Below are 19,688 nucleotides of genomic sequence, written 5' to 3' on the forward strand. Positions count from 1 at the left end.
GACCACAGACTAGAAAAGAACCTTATGAGCAATGCCGTGCCGGATACGCAGTCGCCTGATCTGGGCAGAGTCGTCTTCGTCGGTGCCGGCCCAGGCAATCCTGACTTGTTGACCGTGCGCGCCCGCGAGGTTCTGGAGGCATCCGCCATCGCTATCGCGGACGCCGGCGTGTCCCAGGGGGTGCGCGATTTCGTGGCGCGGCAGGTGCCGGTGCCGCAGGAGCTTCTCGACGCCGCCGAGGAAGAATACGAGCGCATCTGCGCCGCCGCCAAGGAGGCCGGGGCGCGTCGCAAGCCGCCGCGTCCTGCCCCGCCGACGGCGGCGGTGTTTGAGGAACCTGAGGGGGACGTCGTCAAGCAACTGCGTGAAGCGCTTGAGCGCGCCGAGGGTCGCGACGTCATCCGCTTGGTCACGGGCAACCCGCTCAACCGCGAGTCCATCAAGGCGGAGATTTCTGCCGTGGCGAACGCCGGCATGGAATTCCAGGTGGTGCCGGGCATGTCCCTGCCGTCGACGGTGCCGTCCTTTGCCGGCATCGCGCTGGGCGCGACCTACACCGAGGCCGATATTACGGAGGGTGCCGACTGGGACGAGCTGGCATCCGCCACGCAGCCGTTGGTTCTGCAGGCCACGGCGGAGGATCTGCCGGTTATCTCCCGGGAGCTGGTGGACCGCGGCATGCCCGCGGAGACCGAGGCGTACGTAACCGTCCACGGCACCACCCGCCTGCAGCGCACGCACGAGACCACCCTGGGCACCCTGGGCAAGCTCGACGCGGAGCTGCCCGGTGAGCTGGTGGTGACGCTGGGCCGCAGCTTCGATGACCGCTCCAAGTACTCGTGGTGGGAGAACCGCCCGCTGTACGGCTGGCGCGTGCTGGTCCCGCGCACGAAGGAGCAGGCCGCCGCCATGAGCGCCCGCCTGGCCGGGCACGGCGCCATCCCGCAGTCGGTGCCCACTATTTCCGTGGAGCCGCCGCGCAACCCGGCGCAGATGGACCGCGCCATCAAGGGCATTGTCGAAGGCCGCTACAAGTGGATCGTCTTCACCTCCGTCAACGCGGTGAGCGCGGTGTGGAAGAAGATCGCAGAGCTGGGGCTCGACGCCCGCGACTTCGCCGGCGTGCACCTGGCCGCGGTGGGGCAGAAGACTGCCGACGCTATTCGCGCCAAGGGCATGGTCCCGGAGGTTATGCCGAAGCCGACGAAGCAGAACGCCGAAGGCTTGGTCGACGTCTTCCCGAACTACGTGGAGGACATCGACGCCGTGAGCCGCGTCCTGCTGCCCCGCGCGGACATTGCGGGTGAAACTCTGGTCACTGGCCTGCTGGATCTGGGCTGGGAGGTCGACGACGTCGTGGCCTACCGCACCGTGCGCGCGGCCCCGCCGGCGGCGGAGATCCGCGACATGATCAAGACCGGTGGCTTCGACGCGGTGACGTTCACGTCGCCGTCGACTGTCCGCAACCTCGTGGGCATCGCCGGCAAGCCGCACGCCCGCACCGTCATTGCGTGCATCGGGCCGTCGACCAAGGCTGCGGCTGAGGAGCTGGGCCTGCGCGTCGACGTGGTCCCGGAGGTCGCGGATGTGCCCGCGCTTGTCGACGCCTTGGCGGACCACGTCGCCGCCCTCCGCGCCTCCGGCAACCTGCCGGCCCCGCGCAAGAAGCGCCGTTCCCGTAAAAAGGCGGCGGCTACTAAGGTCGACAAGGCATAGGATTTAGCTGACTTTTTCGAGCTCGAAGGAGAGTTAACACTCATGAGCATTGTTCGTCGCCCCCGCCGCCTGCGCCAGACCCCGGCCTTCCGGGAGCTCGTCGCCGAAACCACGCTGCGCCCCAGCGACTTCATCCTGCCGATGTTCGTGGTGGACGGCCTGGACGAGCCCCGCGAGATTCCGTCCATGCCGGGCGTCCACCAGCACACGCTGGACTCGCTGAAGCGCGCGGCCCACGAGGCCCTCGAGGCCGGCGTGAAGTGCGTCGACCTCTTCGGCGTGCCGCTGGAGGAGGACAAGGATGAGACCGGCTCCGTCGCGTGGGATCCGCAGGGCATCCTCAACCGTGGCATTGAGGAACTGCGCAAGGAGTTCGGCGATGACCTCATCGTCATGGCGGATACCTGCCTGGACGAGTTCACCTCCCACGGCCACTGCGGCATGCTGGATGACCAGGGCCGCGTGCTTAACGACGAAACGGTGAAGCTCTACCAGGACATGGCCCGCTCCCAGGCCCGCGCCGGCGCGCACATGGTCAGCCCCTCCGGCATGATGGACGGCCAGATTGCCGCCATCCGCGAGTCCCTCGATGAGGCCGGCCACGAGGACGTGGCCATCATGGCCTACTCCGCCAAGTACGCCTCGCCCTCCTTCGGACCGTTCCGCGACGCCGTCGGCTCCTCCCTGGAGGGCGACCGCCGCACCTACCAGCAGGATCCGCGCAACTACCGCGAGTCCATGCTGGAGGTGGACCTCGACATTGAGGAGGGCGCGGACATCGTCATGGTGAAGCCGGGCCTGCCCTACCTGGACGTTCTGGCGGGTGTGGCGGAGCGCTCCTCCGTCCCGGTGGCCGTGTACCAGGTCTCCGGCGAGTACGCGATGATCAAGGCTGCCTCCCAGAACGGGTGGATTGACGGCGAGGCCGTTATGCTGGAGTCCTTGACCGCGTTCAAGCGCGCGGGCGCCGATCAGATCCTGACGTACTTCGCCACCGACGCCGCCCGCCTGCTGAAGTAAGGGCCCCTACCGGGGCCGAAGTGAAGGAGAGCCGTGACCCAGACACCGAACTCCGCGCTGCCTGCCAAGGCCGAGAAGGAGCCGAAGAAAGGCAAGCGCACTGAAGCCGTAGCGCTGATGATCAAGGTGTGGCTCTGCGCCCTGATCCTGGAGGCGGTGCACCTCATCCTCAGCGTCGTGCTGACGATGTTTAACCGCAGCGAACTCTTTGCCCAGGCGGAGGAGACCGCGGAGCAGGCGGCCCAGAGCACCGGCCAGGAGCTCTCGGACTCCTTCGTGCAGCTCGTGGCGTACGGGTCGGTGGCGTTTAGCTCCTTTATCTCCCTCGCCATCGTGGTGCTGCTGGGCATCATGCTGTGGCTGCTCAACACCAACTCCTCTGCGGCGGGCACCGGCCGGCGCCTGTGGTTCGCCTTCTCCCTGTACTTCGGCTTCCGCGTGCTGCTGGTGTTCTTCACCAGCCCGGCCGGCGCCCATGTGCCGGACTGGCTGTTCGTCCTCGATGCGGGCGTGCAGATCCTCGCCGGCGTGACCGCGGTGATGGGGCTCATCTTCTGCTCCAAGGAGGAGGTCCTGGAATACACCGGGGAGATGGAGCAGATGCGCCAGATGCGAAAGGAGCTGGAGGACCAGCGCCGCCAAGAGAACCAAGAGAAGCGCGATAAAGACCGCACCGACAAGAAGGACGACCGCTCGTGACCGATCGCCCAGGCCCCATCGACTACAACCGCCGCCCGCGCCGCACGCAGATGGACGGCGAGCAGGACACATCCACCTGGCCTGCGCAGCTGCGCATTGCCTACTGGGTCTTCGTCGTCGCGGCCGTCATCATGCTCACCGCCGGCATCGTGGGCATCGGTGCCTCCACCAAGGTTGTCACGGGAATCGCTCCGGAGGCGCGGGACTTCATCGCCTTCAACGTGCGCTTTGCGGCGGTGTCCAACATCGTGGGCGCGGTCGTCATCGCCGCCTGTGCGGCACAGCTGGCGGGCGGCTCGACGTGGGCGCGCCGCGCCATCGTGCTGGTCTCCGCCTACGCGATGTTTGTCAACGTCGCCGCACTCATCATCGGCGTGGGCGAGCTGTTGCTGTTGTTCATCCCCATGGTGCTCATGGTGGGTATTTACTTCCTGTTCCACCCGAACTCCAACGCCTTCATCAAGGCCCGACGCCTCGAGCGCGCGTGATTGGCGCGGAATCCAACTTTTGATTCATAATGGACGGTATGTCACGACTGTCCGCCGCGCCGCTCATTGAGGCCGCTTCCGGCCGTACCCCGTCCCGCCCGCCCGTCTGGTTCATGCGCCAGGCGGGCCGTTCCCTGCCGGAATACCGCAAGGTCCGCGAGGGGATCAGCATGCTGGACTCCTGCTTCATGCCGGAGCTCCTGGCGGAGATCACCCTGCAGCCGGTGCGCCGCCACGACGTGGACGCGGCCATCCTGTTCAGCGATATCGTCGTCCCGCTCAAGGCGGCGGGCGTGGGCGTGGAAATCGTCCCCGGCCGCGGCCCCGTCATGGATGCCCCGGTGCGCACTAAGGAGGACGTGGCGAACCTGCCGGCTCTCGACGTCGACGTGCCCGAGGTCCGCCAGGGCATCGAGCTCATCCTTAAAGAACTCACCGATAAGCAGGCGCTCATCGGCTTCGTGGGCGCGCCGTTTACCCTGGCCAGCTACCTCATCGAGGGTGGACCGTCCAAGAACCACGAGCGGACCAAGGCGCTCATGCACTCCGAGCCGCAGACGTGGCACGCGCTCATGGAGCGGCTCACGCCCACCATCACCGCGTTCTTGGAGTTGCAGCTCGATGCCGGCATTGACGCCATGCAGCTCTTCGATTCCTGGGCGGGCTACCTCAACGAGCGCGACTACCGCGAGTTCGTGCTGCCGTATTCCACGCGCATCCTCGAGGTTGCCGCGGGCCGCGTGCCGCGCATCCACTTCGGCGTGGGCACTGGGGAACTGCTCGGCGCGATGTCGGAGGCCGGTTCCGAGGTCATGGGCGTGGACTACCGCGTGACCATGGACGCAGCTGCTGCCCGCGTCAACGCGGATGTCTTGCAGGGCAACCTGGACCCGGCCCTGCTCTTCGCCGGTGAGGACGCGGTGCGCCAGGCGGTGCGTACCATCAAGTCCGAGGTCGCTCGTGCGACAGAGCACGGCGACATAAAAGGGCACATCTGGAACCTCGGCCACGGGGTTCTGCCGACTACCGACGCCGACGCAGTCACCCGCGCCGTCGCCATCATCCACGAGGAGGCTAAATGAAGATCGCGATCATCGGTGCTGGACTAGCGGGATTGACCGCTGCATGGGAGCTGCGCTCCCACGAGGTTTACGTTTTTGAGGCGGCCGGTCGCATCGGCGGCAAGCTGCACACCGTGCCGTTTAACGGCGGGCCAACGGACATGGGCGCAGAAGCCTTCATCCGGCGCCGCCAGGATGCCGTGGAGTTCTTCACCGAGCTTGGTCTCAGTGACTCCTTCGTGGAGCCCAACACCACGCTGCGCCCCCGCGTATACACCGGCGGCGAGCTACACCTCCTGCCGCAGGGCGGAGTGATGGGTATCCCGTCTGCGCCGCAGGACTTCTTCTCCGCGGCCACCAATGAGCGCATCGCCAACGAGCAGCCTTTCGAGTGGGAAATTGGTGGGGATGTTTCCGTCGGCAAGCTTGTGCGTGAGCAGTACGGCGACGATGTGGTTGACCACGTGGTCTCCGCCCTGCTCGGCGGCGTGTACTCCTGCGCCGCCGATGACCTGGGGCTTCGGGCCACGGTGCCGCACCTGGCAGCCGCGCTGGACACGCTGGCGCAGGACGGGCCGGTGACGTTGTCCGCTGCGATTAAGCAGATCGAGTCTGGCCGCAGCCCCGCCGAGGGCTCGGTCTTCGGTGCTTTCAAGGGCGGCTACGCCGAGCTCTACGAGGCGCTGGCGGAGCAGTCCGGCGCACAGATCCACCTCGATACGTTCGTCTCCGGCGTGGCCCGTAAGGGCGAGGCCTTCGAGGTCAAGGGCGCCCCGGGGGACCTGGGCCCCTTCGACCGCGTCCTCTTCGCCACCCCGGCGCCGACCACCGCGCGCCTCATCAAGGCCGTCGCCCCCGAGGCCGCCGCGCAGCTCGCCACTATTCAGCTGGCCTCTTCTGTGGTCGTGGGCTTCAACTTTGCCTCCGCCACGGACCCGGAGGGCAACGCGCTTCCCGACGCCACCGGAATCCTCATCGCCGCCGACGAACCCGACCTGCACGCCAAGGCTTTCACGCTATCCTCCAACAAGTGGCCGCACCTGGGCGAGCGCGAAGGCTTCCTCGTGCGTGCGTCCTTCGGGCGCTTTGGCGACGATTCCCTCGTCCGCGCGGAAGAAGATGACCTCGTGGACTACGCCCTCGATGACCTGCAGAAGATCACCGGCTTCGATGGTCGTGCCGCCGGCGTGGAGGAGATTTACACGCAACGCTGGTTCGGCGGAATCCCGCGCTATGACGAGAAGCACCTAGCCACGGTGGCCGCTGCGCAGGACGCGCTTGGTGAGGTCTCCGGCATCGCCGCCACCGGCGCCTGGGCAGGCGGGGTTGGCGTGCCCGCCGTCATCGCGGACGCCCGCGCTGCTGCGCAGGGGCTCGTCAGCGAGTAGTGGGATCTGCTAGAAGGCATCTTTTGTCTCCAGCTTTTCGATGGAGTCACGCAGACGATGTGCGTTGCGAGGGGAACCCAGTAAGTATGCCGTTTCGCGGAGAGAGCTGTAGCCATCCAAGGAAATGGTCGTTGTGAGGTCCACCCGCTCGCACACGTGCTCGTCGTGGCTGACCAGGATGAAGGCGCCGCGGTAGCTTGTGAGAACCTCGACCAGCCAGTCGGTGGTGGGGATGTCGAGGTTGTTCGTCGGTTCGTCGAGAAGCAGGAAGCGCGGGGCCGGATCGCTGAGCAGGACGCGGGCGACTTCGACGCGGAAGCGCTCGCCACCGGAAAGCTGGCCTACGGGCTGGTGGATCTTGTCTTTGATAAAGAGCATCTGCGCCAGCTGGTCGCGCAGGAACTGCGGGTCGGCGTTGGGGTTGGCCTCACGGACGATGTCGAGCACCGACTTTTCCGCGGGCAAGACGATGCGCTGGCGGATGTATCCGCAGGGCAGTGCGTACTCGACGTCGCCGCGGGCGACGCGGTTGAGGAAGGTGGTCTTGCCGCTGCCGTTGGGCCCGGAGAGGCGAACGCGCTCGGGTCCGGTGATACTCAACAGATCGCTGACTAGGACCCGGGTGCCAGCGGGAAGCTCGGTGCCGGGCAGGTCGATGTGGACATGGGTGTCGTCGCGAAGCGCGCGCTGCGCCTTGTCGTGCGCCGACTGGGCGGCAGCGACTGCGTCGTTGGCCTGTTGGGAACGCCCAGCAGCGGAGCGCTCGGAACGGTTCTTGTCCAAGCCCATGGCCATGCCGGGTTTGCGCTTCGAGGCGGCGAAGTTCTTGCCGCGGCGGGCATCGCGCGCAATGCGGGTCTGCATAGCGGCGCGCTCGCGGATTTGTTTGCGGTGTTCGGCCTTGGTCTCTCGGACCTTGGCCTGCGCGGAATCCTGCTCGGCGTCAATCGCTGCGCGGTAGGAGGAGTAGTTTCCCTCGAACTCGCGAAGTGTTCCGTGGTAGAGCTCCGCGATGCTATCGGCGTGCTCGAGGAGCTCGCGGTCGTGTGAGACGACGAGAACCGGCATCGGCGCGGTGCGAATGAGCTCGAGTAAGCGTTGGCGTGATGAGGAATCCAGGTTGTTGGTGGGCTCGTCGAGGATGAGGAAATCCGGCTTGCGGAAGAATGCGGCGGTCAGCGCCACGGTTACGGCCTCACCACCAGACAAAGTACCAATAGTGCGCTCTAAGGGGAAGGGGATACTCGCGGCGTCGAGAGCCGCTTCGATGCGCTCTGCTAAATCCCACTGCTCACCAACAGTGGTGGCGAGCTCTTCCGAGTATTCGCCAGCCTCAATGCGGGCAATGGCGTTGAGGACTTCGGTCGCGCCAAAGACATCGGCGATGGTGCTAGACGTATGGAGGCCTAAATCCTGGTCGACATAGAGGACTGAGCCCGCGGATACCGTTCCCGAAGTCGGGGCAATGAGACCAGCAAGGACCTTGGCCAACGTTGATTTTCCGGAACCATTCGCACCGACCAAGCCCGTGAAGTGCGAGGAAAACGTGCCGGTGAGGTCCGTGAAACAAGGGGTGCCGTCGGGCCAGGTGACGGTGAGATGAGAAAAAGAAATAGGCATGAAGAAATCCACCTTCGAGTAAGTCGCGTAAAAAGTGTGAGGTCGAATTAGGAAAAAATCTTCATGCTCGAAAGACTAGCCCCGGCTAATACCCCAGTGCAAGGGCCGCCATGCCAAGGCCGAGAGCGCCGCGGGCAATGTAGTGCAATACCTCGGGAGAGAAGGAGACACCGAAGCCGCCGCTATCCAGCATGGACATGCGGTCTACCCGTGCCGGGCGGGAACGCTTAAACGACGCCCAGCTAAGACCAGCGATGATGAGCGCCACTGCGATGGCGGAGAGCTTCCACACCAAGACCAGAACACCGGTGCCAAGGAACGCCGTGCCCACTGAAGCGATAAGGGGAAGGCCCCAGTCGGGCCATGCATCGTCGCTGATGCGACCGAAGGAGGCGGCGCGCCCAACCGCCGCGCCGACGATGCTCCACGCGGACATGAATCCGACGATAGCCAGCGCCCCGAGCTGTGGGGCGAACCCCAACGACAAGCCGAGGGCCGCGAGGGCACCGACGCCGATGTACCACCGTCGTCCCAGACGACGGAAGAAGAGACCCGTCAACGTGGAGGGCGCATGGGCGCGACGAGGAATCCACGCGGATTGGCTCGCAATGGCATCAGAGGTGACCTCCGAATCGAGAAGACCTAGGCCAGACCCGCCGACCAGGCGCGTGCGCCCAGCGCTGAGAAGCGAAGCCAGCGTGAACGAGCGCCACCCCACGACGAAACGCAGGGCCGGGACTGCCAGCGCGAACCACGGGGATAGCCCGGTGGACACGCAGATGCCGAGGCCCAAGATCCCGAACCCCATTAGCTGCGCCCACGTCATCCAGTCGGTACCGCGCAGCCGGCCGCGCGGGCGATCAACGTACACCCAACGCTCCCGGGATAGCGCGCGCAGAGGATAGAGAACCTCGGTGAGCACCATAAGCGCGAGCAGTCCCACGATGCCGGCAATCGGGGCGACGCTAGTCAGCGTGATGCGTGCCGGGATGGCAGGCAGGACTGCGCCGACTTCTTGCCAGACTGTATAACCGAAGCCGAAGACGACGCCGGCGAGGATGAGGTACCAAATGCCATCACCTAGCCGCGATAGCACGCGCATCACAGCTGCACCACCTCGTCGCAGGCCTGGGTGATGGTGTCGGAATGCGTGGCCACAACGATGCAGCGATTCTCCTCGTCGGCTAGGTAGCGCAATTCGCTGGCGAGGAACTCGGTCCAGGCGGCGTCGAGGTGGCGCTCGGGTTCGTCGATAAGCACTGCACGTGCCGGCTGGTATAGCTGCGCCGCCAAGAACACGCGCTGGCGCTGGCCCGAGGACAGGCGCGAGGCTGGGTGCGGAAGGAGAGGATCGAGTGCCCAGAGTTCGCAGAGCTTGGCGACGTCCACCCCTGCCGCCTTTCCTATCAAGTCCAGGTGCTCGCCCACGGAGAGGTCGGGGAGGAAAACCGGCTCGGCCACCGTAATCACAGCACCCGGCTGCTCCTTCGTACCGACGGGATGGCCGTCACACTTCACTGAACCATCGAGGGGTGCGAGTTCTCCTCCGAGTGTTGCGAGAAGCGTAGACTTACCCGAACCATTGGGGCCAGCGAGGCCATAGATGCGGCCGGGGGTGAAGTCCTTCTCAAGGTGTCCAAGGGGCGTGGAATGCCCAAAATCGGCGTCGATGGAAAGCATTGTTGGGCGGTGATCTCCTTGTATTGGGCGGCTAGATAATAGTTGAAACTTATTGATGAAGTTTAGCAAAATGCTCGCCCTGAACGTTCTCCTCGAGCTGGGAAGAACCCTAGGGATTGAGGTCTTGTGCTGCTAAAATGGGGCGAAGTGTAGTTAGAAACTCGGGAGGGTAGCAATGTCCAAGCCGATTCAAGTTGAAAGTAGTAGTGCCCGTGATCCTTTGGCGCTGAGTGATGCAGCGCTGCGTCTGGCAGGCCACGACGTGACGGATGAGTACGTTCGGCAATTAGGCCGCGAGGTGGCCGCAGGGACATTATCTGCCGACGAAGCAGTCGCTCGTGTACGGCGTGCTTCGTTGAAGTAGAGCGCGGGAAAGAAACATGAGCGGGGGCTGGGAGAGCTATTTCATTCCTGGGACTAAGGTTCTGAAGAATCGCTTGGGGTTAGATGATGCAGAAGAACTACGGATCTTGGAAGAAAGGCTTGTATTTCTTCGGATAACCGAGTTGGACTCGGAACCTGTGAAAGGTGATTTCGACTATGCGCACTTCAAAGCCATACATCGACATCTCTTTCAGGATGTGTACGAGTGGGCAGGGGAAGAGCGCACTGCGCCAATGGGGCAGTTCATGATTAAGGCAGGGCATGCCTATTACCCGGCGGGTCCGGAAATGACGAAGGCAGCGGAGAAGCTGTTCGGGGGGTTGGCGAAGGATAACTTTCTGCGTGGCCTGGGGATTGATGAGTTTGTGGCCAAGCTGGCGGAACTGTGGGGCGAGCTCAATGTGGTGCACAGCTTTAGAGAAGGAAATACTCGCACGCAAACGGTGTTCTTTGACGAGCTGGTCAAGGCGGCGGGATACGAACTTGACGTGGAGCGGTTAGCGAGTGATAGCCGCGTGCGAGCGGAGTTTATTGACGCGCGCTTTCACAGCCAAGACACTGGGGATAACGCGCAGCTGGAGGAAGTGCTGCGCGGACTCGTCGGAAAGCGCGGTGCGTAGCGGCGGGGCCTAGCCCTTGTTGCGGAAGACGAAGATGGAGGAGAAGTCCTGGTCGCCGTGGCCCATGGCCTGCTGCTCCTCAAAGCGCTGGATGGCGGCGGTGACCGCGGGCAGCGGCTTGTTGGAGGTCATCTCCATGAGCTTGGCGTCCTTGCACAGGGCGTCGACGGTGAAGTCGCCCGGAGTGGTGTTGCGCTCACCGGTGATGAACGGGCCCTTCATGTTCTTCATGAAGGCCAGGCCGGTGATGTCGAGCATCTCGAGGATGACCTCGGAATCGAGGCCCTCGGACTCACCAAGCTGCAGGGCTTCGAGCAGGCCCTCCGCGGTGACGGCCAGGGCCAGGTTGGCCAGGAGTTTGCCAAGTGCTGCGGTGGGAGCGGACTCCACGCCGATGAGCTTGTTCTCGTCGGCCCAGAGTTCGGCAATGGTCATGGCGAGCTCGCGGCGGTCGTCGTCAGGCGTGCCTACGTAGACGCCGAGCGTGCCCTCGCGCGCCGGGCCAAGGGAGCCGACGACGGGCGCGTGGACATAAGAGTCGACCGCAGCGGCGAACTCGCGGGCGGCGTCGGGGGAGACGGTGGTGGTATCGATCCAGGTCACGCCCGCGGGGATGAGGTTGGTGTCGATGACGACCTCGCGGATATCGTCCGGGCCAAAGAGCGAGGTAATGACGACCTCTGCGCCCTCCACGGCGGCGGTGGGGGAATCGGCGCGGGTAGCGCCGGCGTCAACCAGCGGCTGCGCGCGCTCGGCGGTGCGGTTCCAGACGGTGAGCTCATGGTGATCGAGGAGGTGTCGGGCGAGCTCGGTACCCATGCGGCCAGTTCCCAGGAATGCAATCTTCATGCTGCCCAGTGTGCCATTATTGTGGGCAGGTTCGCCGCGAGCTGTGCGAGCCCCGGCCGAAGGTGGCTGAGAAGTGGCGTGGCTTGGGCTGTTCCCTGGCCATTTTTTGCTGCACGATGGGGCTGAAGTTGGAGCACTAGGAGGCTTTCGTCGTTTTAAACGACGACGAGGAACCGTTATATCGGTGGATGGACTCCTACGTACATACGTAGTAACTCTTAAGTATCAAGCCGAAAGGCACATAGGCTCTGGCCCCAGAGACGCTGGGGCCATCTTTTATTGCGCCGGCAAGAGGGGGCTGGGCGCGCGAAAATATTAAACACGCACCACTCATCCACTATGTGGTCCTCCCCGAACCTTTGGGCTTCGGAGTACCTGATTAGTCGGGAGGACGCGTGGGGTCCTACTCGTAGCGCAGCGCCTCAATCGGGTCCAGCTTCGCGGCCTTGCCGGCAGGGTAGTAGCCGAAGAAGAGGCCGATGGACAGTGAGAAGAGCATCGACATGATGACTGCCCACAGCGGCGGGAAGACGAGCGCGCCGATAGCTGCTGCGCCCGCCATGCCGGCGGCGGTGCCGATGGCGATGCCGATGAGGCCACCGATGAGGCAGACCACGACGGCTTCGGTGATGAACTGCATGCGGATATCGCGGCGGCGCGCGCCCAGGGCCTTGCGGATGCCGATCTCGCGGGTGCGCTCCGTGACGGTGATGAGCATAATGTTCATCACGCCGATGCCGCCGACGAGCAGGGAGATGCCGCCGATCGCCGCGAGCACCAGGCTCATCGTGGTGAAGATCTGGTTGAGGGAGGCCAGATCCTCGCTGAAGTCAGACACTTCCACCTTGTAGTCCGGGTTGGTGGCGTAGTAGCTGTCGAAGGCGCGCTGGAGGTTGCTGGCCACCGCGGCCTTGTCGGTATCAGCCCCGCCGCGAACGGAGACCTGGCTAAAGCCCTCGCCGGCGCCGGTGGAGGTGGTGAGCTCGGCCTCAAGGGGGTAGGGCACGAGGGCGGTCTGCGCGGATCCGCCGCCCACCAGCGGGCCGGTCTCCGGTTCCTCGTAGACGCCGATGACTCCCAGGTTGAGCGAGGTGCCGTCGTCGAGCTGGAAGTCGACATACTGGCCCACCGCGGCGTCGGGGCTGCCGAAGAGCTCCGTGGCGGTCTCCACGCTGAGCATGGTGGAGGGGCGGGCGGAGTCGATGTCGTCGGCGTTGAGGGAGCGACCCGCCTGGATGGAGTACTGCGAGGCGGAGACGTAGTCCGGATTCGTGGGGCGCAGCAGCAAGTTGGTGGACTTTTCCTGGGCCGTGGCGGAGTCGTTCTCCGCGGTCATCTCGCCGGGGTAGGAGTTGTACTCGCCGATGATGATGCCCTCGATCTGGGAGCCCATGGCGGCCTTGACGGCGTCGAGCATATCGGGGGTGAGCAGGGAATCGGAGTCCTCGATGGTGCCGCCGCCCATGAATGGATCTTCGGCCTTGTCTTCCTCGCCCTCCTCCGGGCGCTCCTTGACTTGGACGGAGAAGTTGTTGGCTCCGACCTTATCCAGGTCCTTTTGTACGGAGGCCTGCAGCGAGCTGCCCAGCGTGACGATGGCGATGACGGCAGCGATGCCGATGATGACACCTAAGAGAGTCAGCGCCGAGCGCATCTTGTTGGTGCGCAGGCTGGACAGCGCCATCTTGGTGGATTCGGCGAAATTCATGAAAGCACTCCGTCCGCCATCGTGACCGTGCGGGAGCACTCCTCGGCCAACTCCGGGTTGTGGGTGATGAACAAGATGGTCTTGCCGTGGGTGCGATGCAGCTCGTGGAAGAGATCCATGACCATGCGCCCGGTCTGGGAATCCAGTGCGCCGGTGGGCTCGTCCGCCAGCAGGATGTCCGGTTCGTTGGCTAGGGCGCGGGCGACGGCGACGCGCTGCTTCTGGCCGCCGGAGAGCTCGTTGGGCAGGTGATTCATGCGGTCGGTCATGCCGACCATCTCCAACAGCTGCTGGGCGCGCTGCGTGCGCTCATGGGCGGAAACGCCCGCGTAGACCATGGGCATCTCAACGTTCTTCAGCGCGGAGATGCGGCCGATCAGGTTGAAGTTTTGGAAGATGAAGCCGATTTTTTGGCCGCGGAAGCTGGCCAGTTTGTCGTCGCCAAGCGCGAGCGCATCCACCCCCGCCAGGTGGTACGCGCCGGCGGTGGGGCGGTCGAGGAGGCCGATGATGTTCATGAGCGTGGACTTGCCGGAGCCGGACTGGCCCACGACGGCCACGAACTCGCCCTCGTCCACGGTGAAATCGAGGCCGGGGAGGACGGTCAGCTCGCTGTCGAGGCCCTCGTTGAAGCGCTTGACAATTCCCCGCATGTCGATGAGATGGCTCATGCGTCCGCAACCTCGACGGCCTCACCGATGCGGTCCTTGAACATGTCCGCCTGGGCGATGACTGTCTCGCCCTCCTTCACGCCCGAAGCGATCGCCGCGGACAGGGTGGATTCGGTGGCCACGGTGACCTTGCGCGCGCGGATCTCGCCGTCCTCGACGACGAGGACGGAGGACTGGCCGTTGTCGTCGTACAGCGCGGACAGGGGGATGGTGATGGCGTCCGAGTCCTTCTCCGTGATGATCTTTGCCTTGGTGGTGGAGCCTAGGCGCAGGCCGTCGCGGTTGCCCTCGACGCGGATGTGTACGGGGAACTCGGGCTTGGCGGAGCCGCCGGAGCCCCCTTTGTTCGCGCCGGGCTCGGCGGGCGCATCCTGCTGGGCGGTGGGGGAGATGAAGGTGACCTTGCCCTTGTACTCCTTGCCGGGGCTGGATGGGGAGGTGAACGTGACCTCGTCGCCCACCGTGACCTGGGCGATGTCGCCCTCCTTCACCGTGGACTTCACCAGCAACGTCGAGTCATCCGCCACGGTGAGGATGGGGCCCTCGGCGGGCATGCCGGCCTGGCCGTTGACGGCGGTGATCACGCCGCCGAGCGGGGAGCGCAGGTCCGCCTGGGAGAGCTGATACTCCAGCGCGCCGTTTTCCTTGGCGCCGTTCGCGCTTGCCGACGCCGCACTTTCCATCGCATGGTTCACCGCCTGCGACTGGGCGTTGATCTGCTGCTCCACCGCCAGGTTGCTGGCCTGGAGAGCGCGCTCGGCCTCGGCGACGGCCTGGTAGGAGGCCGCCGTGGCGCGCTGCTGATCGCCGAGCTCTCGGTCAATGCTGCGCAGGACGCGGTCGTAGGAGTCTTCCGTCTCTTTCAGCTGGCGGTGGGCATCCTGCACGGAGGAATCAGCGTCCACGTAGTCCAGGAAGGCGCTGGCGGTCTGGATGCCGGAGGGGTCGTCGGTGGCGGTACCCACGGAGGCCAGCGCGGACTGGAAGGAGGCGGTCTCCGCCTTGCGCACGGCGTCCCGGGCCTGCTCGACGGCGGCCTGGGACTCGGCGACCTCGGGGCGATCCCCCTTGGTGGCCACGGCCTGATCGAGCTGCCGCTGGGCCTCGTCGTACTCGCCGCGCGCGGAGTTCACCGCGGACTGGGCGGAGTTGATGTCGGGGTTGAGGCCCTGGTCCAGGGAGTCCTGGAGCTGGCGCAGCTGCAGCTGGGCGTCCTCGATCTGGTGGACGGACTCAAGTTTGCCGGCCTCCTGGGAGGTGCGCTGGGCGTCGAGCTCGCGCTCCGTTTCGGTGGTGTCGATGCGCCCGAGCAGCTGCTGGGCCTCCACGCGGTCTCCCACCTTGGCGTCGAGGGACTGGATGGGCCCGGTGAGCGTGGTGGTCAGGGACAGCTCGCGGTCGGCGGCGACGTTGCCGGTGGCGGGCACGGAGCTGATGAGATCTTCTTTGGCGGCCTTCGCCACGTCGGTGGCGGCGAGCTGGGTGGCGGAGGAGCTTCCACTGGTCAGTGCGTAGAATCCGCCGCCACCGGCGAGGAGGAGCGCGGCGATGGAGCCGGCGGTGATGCCCACAGCTTTCTTGTTCATGGTTCCCTTAACTCGTTCTCAACGTCAATCAGAGTGAATGAAAATCGGATTCAGCTTAACTCGCGGGGTAGCGGGCTGTCATTCGAGCTAGGGGGAATATAGGAGGTAGATCAGGGTCTACCCCTAAGGAGGTGGCCCGGGGTTTAGAAGGGCTAGAAGGGCACGTCGATGTAGATATCCTCCGCCCGCGGGAGCGGGGGAAGGGTGGGGATCTGGTCGATCCCATCCTGGACCTCTTGGGGGATGTGGATGGTGGGAGGCGCGGGTAGGGCGGGCAAGCCCGGCCGGGGATTCTGTGGCTGGTTCGGTGCCTTCGGTGGGTTCTGGGGCGCTGGCTTGGGCGCAGGTGCCTGCACGGTCACGGTCTGCACCTGCGGCGCGGGCGCGGTGTTTTGCGGGGCCTGCGCAGGCGGTGCCTCTGGCTCCCGTTCTGGCTCTGGCTCCGGTGAGTCCGGTGCGCTGGGGGCCGTGGTGCCCAAACGCGTGACGGGCTGCGGCAGGGACTCCGGCTGCCAGTCGTTGAGGGCAGACACGGTGGACAGTGTGGTGGTGGTGGGCGCGCTGGGCTGTGGGTCGGAGTCTGTGTCGGTGCTGCAGCCGGTGAGGACGAGGCTGGCGGTGACACCGGTGGTGGCAATAGATAGGAACACGACAGAGTGCCGCATGAGGATCCCCCTTGAAAAGTAACTGCGTAGCTGCCGACGCCCCCGCGTCGGTGCATGTGCTGCGAGCATAGCAAGGCCAGGGTGGAGGCGCTGGGTAAGAGCGTGAAGGGGAGTCAAACTTTTGTATAGGGCTAAAACCGATACACTGTGGCTATGCCTAACTCTAGCCAGCAGAATACGACCCAGTCCGCCCAGTGGTTCGAGCGCGCCACCAAGGTCACCCCGGGTGGAGTGAACTCCCCGGTCCGCGCCTTCGGCTCCGTGGACGGCCAAGCCCGCGTGATCGCCCGTGGCGAGGGCTCGCGCCTGTGGGATGTGGACGGCAACGAGTACGTTGACCTGGTCAGCTCCTACGGCCCCATGATTCACGGCAATTCCCACCCGGCCATCGTGGACGCGGTTCAGAAGGCGGCTGCCGACGGCCTCTCCTTCGGCGCCCCCACCGAGGCCGAGACCCTCCTGGCGGAGCGTATCGTGGAGCGCACCGCTGCCGAGCAGGTGCGCTTGGTCAACTCCGGCACCGAGGCGACGATGTCCGCGGTGCGTCTGGCCCGCGGCTACACCGGCCGCGCCAAGGTGCTCAAGTTTGCGGGCTGCTACCACGGCCACGTGGACGCACTGTTGGCGTCGGCTGGCTCCGGCGTGGCCACCTTCGCGCTGCCGGACTCCCCGGGCGTGACCGGCGCCTCCGCCGCGGACACCATCGTGGTGCCCTACAACGACCTCGACGCCGTGCGCGAGGCCTTCGCCGCGCACCCGGGCGAGATTGCCTGCATCATCGCCGAGGCCGCCGCCGGCAACATGGGCACCGTGGCCCCACAGGAGGGCTTCAATGCGGCGCTTAAGGAGATCGCGCATGCCGACGGCGCCCTGCTCATCCTCGATGAGGTCATGACGGGCTTCCGCACCTCCCACCAGGGCTGGTTCGGCGTCGACGGCGTGGCCGGTGACCTGGTGACCTTCGGCAAGGTGGTCTCCGGCGGATTGCCCGCCGCGGCATTCGGCGGCCGCGCCGACGTCATGGCCTCCCTCGCCCCGGCCGGCCCCGTCTACCAGGCGGGCACGCTCTCTGGAAACCCGGTGGCCATGGCCTCCGGCCTGGCGTCCCTGGAGCTGGCGAACGAAGAGCTTTACCCGCGCCTGCAGGCCAACGCTGACCGCCTCACGGGTCTCATCTCCCAGGCGCTCGACGCCGCCGGCGTGGTGCACCACATCCAGCGCGCTGAGTCGATGTTCTCCATCCGCTTCGCGGAGGGCCAAGGTCACAACTTTGCGGACATGCAGGCGGCCGAAACCTGGCGTTTCGCCCCCTTCTTCCACGCGCTGCTGGAGGGCGGGGTCTACGTGCCGCCGTCAGCCTTCGAGACGTGGTTTGTGTCCGATGCACTCACGGACAATGATTTTGAGGTAATCGAGGCCGCGCTCAAGCCTGCCGCCCAGGCCGCCGCCAGCGCGCAGCGCCCGCAGTAAACCAACCACTTTGAGGGGATACCACCAGGCTTATGTCCACCACCATCGTCCACTTCGTCCGCCACGGCGAGGTTTTTAACCCGGACAAGATCCTCTACGGACGCATCCCGGGCTACCACCTGTCCTCCCGCGGACACTCCATGGCCGTGCGCACCGCCCAGGCCTTTGCAGGTCACGACGTCACGTACCTGGCGGCCTCGCCGCTGCAGCGCGCCCAGGAGACGGCGCTGCCGATTTCGCGGGTGACGGGGCTGGAGGTGGACGTCGATAAGGGCGTTATCGAGTCCGGCAACCGCTTCGAGGGCCTGCGCACCAAGGGCTGGAACTCGCAGCTGTGGAACCCGCAGCGCTGGCCGCTCATGGTCAACCCGCTGCAGCCCTCGTGGGGCGAGCCCTTCACCGAGATCGCCGCGCGCATGATGGATGCCGCCGAGCGCGCCCGCGCCAAGGCCGAGGGCCACGAGGCCATCGTGGTCTCCCACCAGCTGCCCATTGTCATGGTGCAGCGCACCGTGCTGGGCAAGCGCTTGGCGCACGCGCCGTGGGACCGCGAATGTGATCTGGCCTCGGTGACCTCCCTGGTTTACCGCGACCGCGACATCGTGGACATCTTCTATTCCTCCCCGGCGCAGGACATCTAATGGGCCGCCTGACAAACAGCGCTGCGGCGCTTGTCCTCGTGCCGGCCCTCGCGGTGGCCGGCTGCTCCCAGAGCGAGGAGAACGCCCAGAACGCGGTGTCCTCCGGAGATACGTTCCAGTTCATCTCGCCCGGCGGGCAGACCACCATCCGCTACGACGAGGCCGACCGCAAGCCGCTCAAGGATTTCTCCGGCGAGGATCTGCGGGACGAGTCCGCAACGATTCACCTCTCGGATTACAAGGACCAGATCGTCGTCCTCAACTCCTGGGGCCAGTGGTGCGCGCCGTGCCGCTCGGAATCAGACGACCTGCAGGCCGTCCACGCGGAGCTGCAGAAACGCGAGATCGGCACCGTGCTGGGCATTAACGTCCAGGACTTTAACCCGGAGATTTCCCGGGACTTCCTCACCGATAACGGCCTGGAGTACCCGTCCATCTACGACCCGCCGTTTAAGACGGCCGCAGCGCTCGGCGGCGTGCCCACCTCCGTGGTGCCCACCACCATCGTGCTGGACAAGCAGCACCGCCCGGCCGCGGTCTTCCTCACGGAGATCACGGAACAGGACGTACTCGACGTCGTGGACGAGCTGGAGAAAGAACAGTGATCCTAGCCGCTGACGGAATCGGGCAGAGCTTTGCCGACGCCGCCGCGGCCGGCCCGCTGCTGCTAGGAATCCTCGCCGCGGCCGCCGCCGGGCTGGTATCTTTCGCCTCACCCTGCGTGGTGCCGCTGGTGCCCGGCTACATCTCCTACCTAGCCTCCGTGGTCGGCGGCGAGGTCACCTACGACGAGGAGCTCGGGGTCGGCGTGGGCAAGCGCCGGCAGTGGGCCGTCGTCGGCGCCGCAGCCCTCTTCGTGCTGGGCTTTACCGTTATCTTCGTGCTGGCCACAGTCTCGGTCTTCGGCGCCATCTCGGCGCTGCGGCTCAACGCGGACACCCTCATGCGCGCCGGTGGCATCATCACCATCCTCATGGGTGTGGTGTTCATGGGCGTGGTGCCGGTGCTGCAGAAGGACACGCGCATGGCGCCGAGGCGCTGGACCACCTGGTTGGGGGCGCCGCTGCTCGGCGGCGTGTTTGCCCTGGGCTGGACGCCGTGCCTGGGGCCCACGCTGGCCGCCATCTTGTCCGTCTCCGCCGGCACCGCGGGCATGACTGCAGTGCGCGGCACGCTGCTCATCGTCGGCTACTGCCTGGGGCTGGGCCTGCCCTTCCTGCTCGTGGCGCTGGGATCTGCCAAGGCCATGCGCACCGTGTCCTGGATGCGCGCGCACTCCCGCGCCATTCAGATGGCGGGCGGAATCGCCATGATCCTCGTAGGCCTTGCCCTGCTCACCGGCGCCTGGGGCGAGTTCATCACCATCGTCCGGCAGTGGACCGTCTCCCACGGCGCGACGCTGATTTAGAAGGAGTGACATTT

General features: G+C 65.6%; 19 protein-coding genes. 11 read left to right on the forward strand and 8 right to left on the reverse strand.

Going from position 1 to position 19,688, the window contains the following annotated elements; all coding sequences use genetic code 11:
- Positions 1-24: 24 nt before the first annotated feature.
- The 6 genes from ACLI1P_RS01700 to ACLI1P_RS01725 are packed head-to-tail and all read left to right on the forward strand — an operon-like array spanning position 25 to position 6,372.
- Positions 25-1,716, forward strand: coding sequence for a uroporphyrinogen-III synthase (locus tag ACLI1P_RS01700; protein ID WP_408932104.1), 1,692 nt, complete (start codon positions 25-27; stop codon positions 1,714-1,716).
- Between the two features lie 42 nt (positions 1,717-1,758).
- Positions 1,759-2,736 carry a porphobilinogen synthase gene (hemB, locus tag ACLI1P_RS01705; protein ID WP_411709270.1) on the forward strand — a complete coding sequence of 326 codons (978 nt, stop codon included), beginning with the start codon at positions 1,759-1,761 and terminating at the stop codon, positions 2,734-2,736.
- Between the two features lie 33 nt (positions 2,737-2,769).
- Positions 2,770-3,435 carry a hypothetical protein gene (locus tag ACLI1P_RS01710; protein ID WP_296134579.1) on the forward strand — a complete coding sequence of 222 codons (666 nt, stop codon included), beginning with the start codon at positions 2,770-2,772 and terminating at the stop codon, positions 3,433-3,435.
- Positions 3,432-3,923: a tellurium resistance protein TerC gene (locus tag ACLI1P_RS01715; protein ID WP_296134582.1), complete on the forward strand. Its 492-nt coding sequence runs from the start codon at positions 3,432-3,434 to the stop codon at positions 3,921-3,923. Before ACLI1P_RS01710 ends, ACLI1P_RS01715 begins: the two co-directional genes overlap by 4 nt.
- Positions 3,924-3,961: 38 nt before the next feature.
- Entirely contained in the window at positions 3,962-5,005 is a 1,044-nt protein-coding gene (hemE, locus tag ACLI1P_RS01720; RefSeq protein WP_411709271.1) for a uroporphyrinogen decarboxylase, read from the forward strand.
- Positions 5,002-6,372 (forward strand): protoporphyrinogen oxidase, encoded by a 1,371-nt coding sequence (locus tag ACLI1P_RS01725; RefSeq protein ID WP_411709272.1) that lies wholly within the window; start codon positions 5,002-5,004, stop codon positions 6,370-6,372. Before hemE ends, ACLI1P_RS01725 begins: the two co-directional genes overlap by 4 nt.
- A 9-nt stretch (positions 6,373-6,381) precedes the next feature.
- Here the strand turns inward: ACLI1P_RS01725 and ACLI1P_RS01730 are convergent, their stop codons facing one another.
- The 3 genes from ACLI1P_RS01730 to ACLI1P_RS01740 form a co-directional block, all read right to left on the reverse strand.
- Positions 6,382-7,992: an ATP-binding cassette domain-containing protein gene (locus ACLI1P_RS01730; protein ID WP_411709273.1), complete on the reverse strand. Its 1,611-nt coding sequence runs from the start codon at positions 7,990-7,992 to the stop codon at positions 6,382-6,384.
- A gap of 85 nt (positions 7,993-8,077) precedes the next feature.
- Positions 8,078-9,094 (reverse strand): ABC transporter permease, encoded by a 1,017-nt coding sequence (locus ACLI1P_RS01735; RefSeq protein WP_411709680.1) that lies wholly within the window; start codon positions 9,092-9,094, stop codon positions 8,078-8,080.
- Entirely contained in the window at positions 9,094-9,672 is a 579-nt protein-coding gene (locus ACLI1P_RS01740; RefSeq protein WP_408932098.1) for an ATP-binding cassette domain-containing protein, read from the reverse strand. The genes ACLI1P_RS01735 and ACLI1P_RS01740 overlap by 1 nt, the downstream gene beginning before the upstream one ends.
- A gap of 437 nt (positions 9,673-10,109) precedes the next feature.
- Here ACLI1P_RS01740 and ACLI1P_RS01745 point away from each other — a divergent pair, with 437 nt between their 5' ends.
- Complete coding sequence (locus ACLI1P_RS01745) at positions 10,110-10,676, forward strand: Fic/DOC family protein (protein WP_408930021.1); 567 nt, start codon at positions 10,110-10,112, stop codon at positions 10,674-10,676.
- A 9-nt stretch (positions 10,677-10,685) separates the two neighbouring features.
- Here the strand turns inward: ACLI1P_RS01745 and ACLI1P_RS01750 are convergent, their stop codons facing one another.
- From ACLI1P_RS01750 to ACLI1P_RS01770, 5 genes are all read right to left on the reverse strand, one after another.
- Positions 10,686-11,525 (reverse strand): NAD(P)-dependent oxidoreductase, encoded by an 840-nt coding sequence (locus tag ACLI1P_RS01750; RefSeq protein ID WP_408932097.1) that lies wholly within the window; start codon positions 11,523-11,525, stop codon positions 10,686-10,688.
- Between the two features lie 403 nt (positions 11,526-11,928).
- A complete protein-coding gene (locus tag ACLI1P_RS01755; RefSeq protein ID WP_408930023.1) occupies positions 11,929-13,233 on the reverse strand; it encodes an ABC transporter permease in 1,305 nt (434 codons plus the stop codon).
- On the reverse strand, positions 13,230-13,904 hold the full coding sequence (locus ACLI1P_RS01760; RefSeq protein WP_408930024.1) for an ABC transporter ATP-binding protein: 675 nt from the start codon (positions 13,902-13,904) through the stop codon (positions 13,230-13,232). Before ACLI1P_RS01760 ends, ACLI1P_RS01755 begins: the two co-directional genes overlap by 4 nt.
- Positions 13,901-15,490: an efflux RND transporter periplasmic adaptor subunit gene (locus ACLI1P_RS01765; protein ID WP_411709274.1), complete on the reverse strand. Its 1,590-nt coding sequence runs from the start codon at positions 15,488-15,490 to the stop codon at positions 13,901-13,903. Before ACLI1P_RS01765 ends, ACLI1P_RS01760 begins: the two co-directional genes overlap by 4 nt.
- A gap of 152 nt (positions 15,491-15,642) precedes the next feature.
- The gene (locus tag ACLI1P_RS01770) at positions 15,643-16,155 is read right to left on the reverse strand and encodes a hypothetical protein (RefSeq protein WP_411709275.1); all 513 of its coding nucleotides are present in this window, start codon (positions 16,153-16,155) and stop codon (positions 15,643-15,645) included.
- A 153-nt stretch (positions 16,156-16,308) separates the two neighbouring features.
- On the opposite strand from ACLI1P_RS01770, the gene hemL reads away from it, so the two are divergent.
- The 4 genes from hemL to ACLI1P_RS01790 are packed head-to-tail and all read left to right on the forward strand — an operon-like array spanning position 16,309 to position 19,674.
- The gene (hemL, locus tag ACLI1P_RS01775) at positions 16,309-17,625 is read left to right on the forward strand and encodes a glutamate-1-semialdehyde 2,1-aminomutase (RefSeq protein WP_411709276.1); all 1,317 of its coding nucleotides are present in this window, start codon (positions 16,309-16,311) and stop codon (positions 17,623-17,625) included.
- A gap of 32 nt (positions 17,626-17,657) precedes the next feature.
- Positions 17,658-18,266 carry a histidine phosphatase family protein gene (locus ACLI1P_RS01780; protein ID WP_411709277.1) on the forward strand — a complete coding sequence of 203 codons (609 nt, stop codon included), beginning with the start codon at positions 17,658-17,660 and terminating at the stop codon, positions 18,264-18,266.
- Positions 18,266-18,871: a TlpA disulfide reductase family protein gene (locus ACLI1P_RS01785; RefSeq protein WP_411709278.1), complete on the forward strand. Its 606-nt coding sequence runs from the start codon at positions 18,266-18,268 to the stop codon at positions 18,869-18,871. The genes ACLI1P_RS01780 and ACLI1P_RS01785 overlap by 1 nt, the downstream gene beginning before the upstream one ends.
- Positions 18,868-19,674 (forward strand): cytochrome c biogenesis CcdA family protein, encoded by an 807-nt coding sequence (locus ACLI1P_RS01790; RefSeq protein WP_411709279.1) that lies wholly within the window; start codon positions 18,868-18,870, stop codon positions 19,672-19,674. The genes ACLI1P_RS01785 and ACLI1P_RS01790 overlap by 4 nt, the downstream gene beginning before the upstream one ends.
- Positions 19,675-19,688 lie beyond the last annotated feature (14 nt).

It is taken from the genome of Corynebacterium tardum, from assembly GCF_046717785.1.
Taxonomy (GTDB): Bacteria; Actinomycetota; Actinomycetes; order Mycobacteriales; family Mycobacteriaceae; genus Corynebacterium.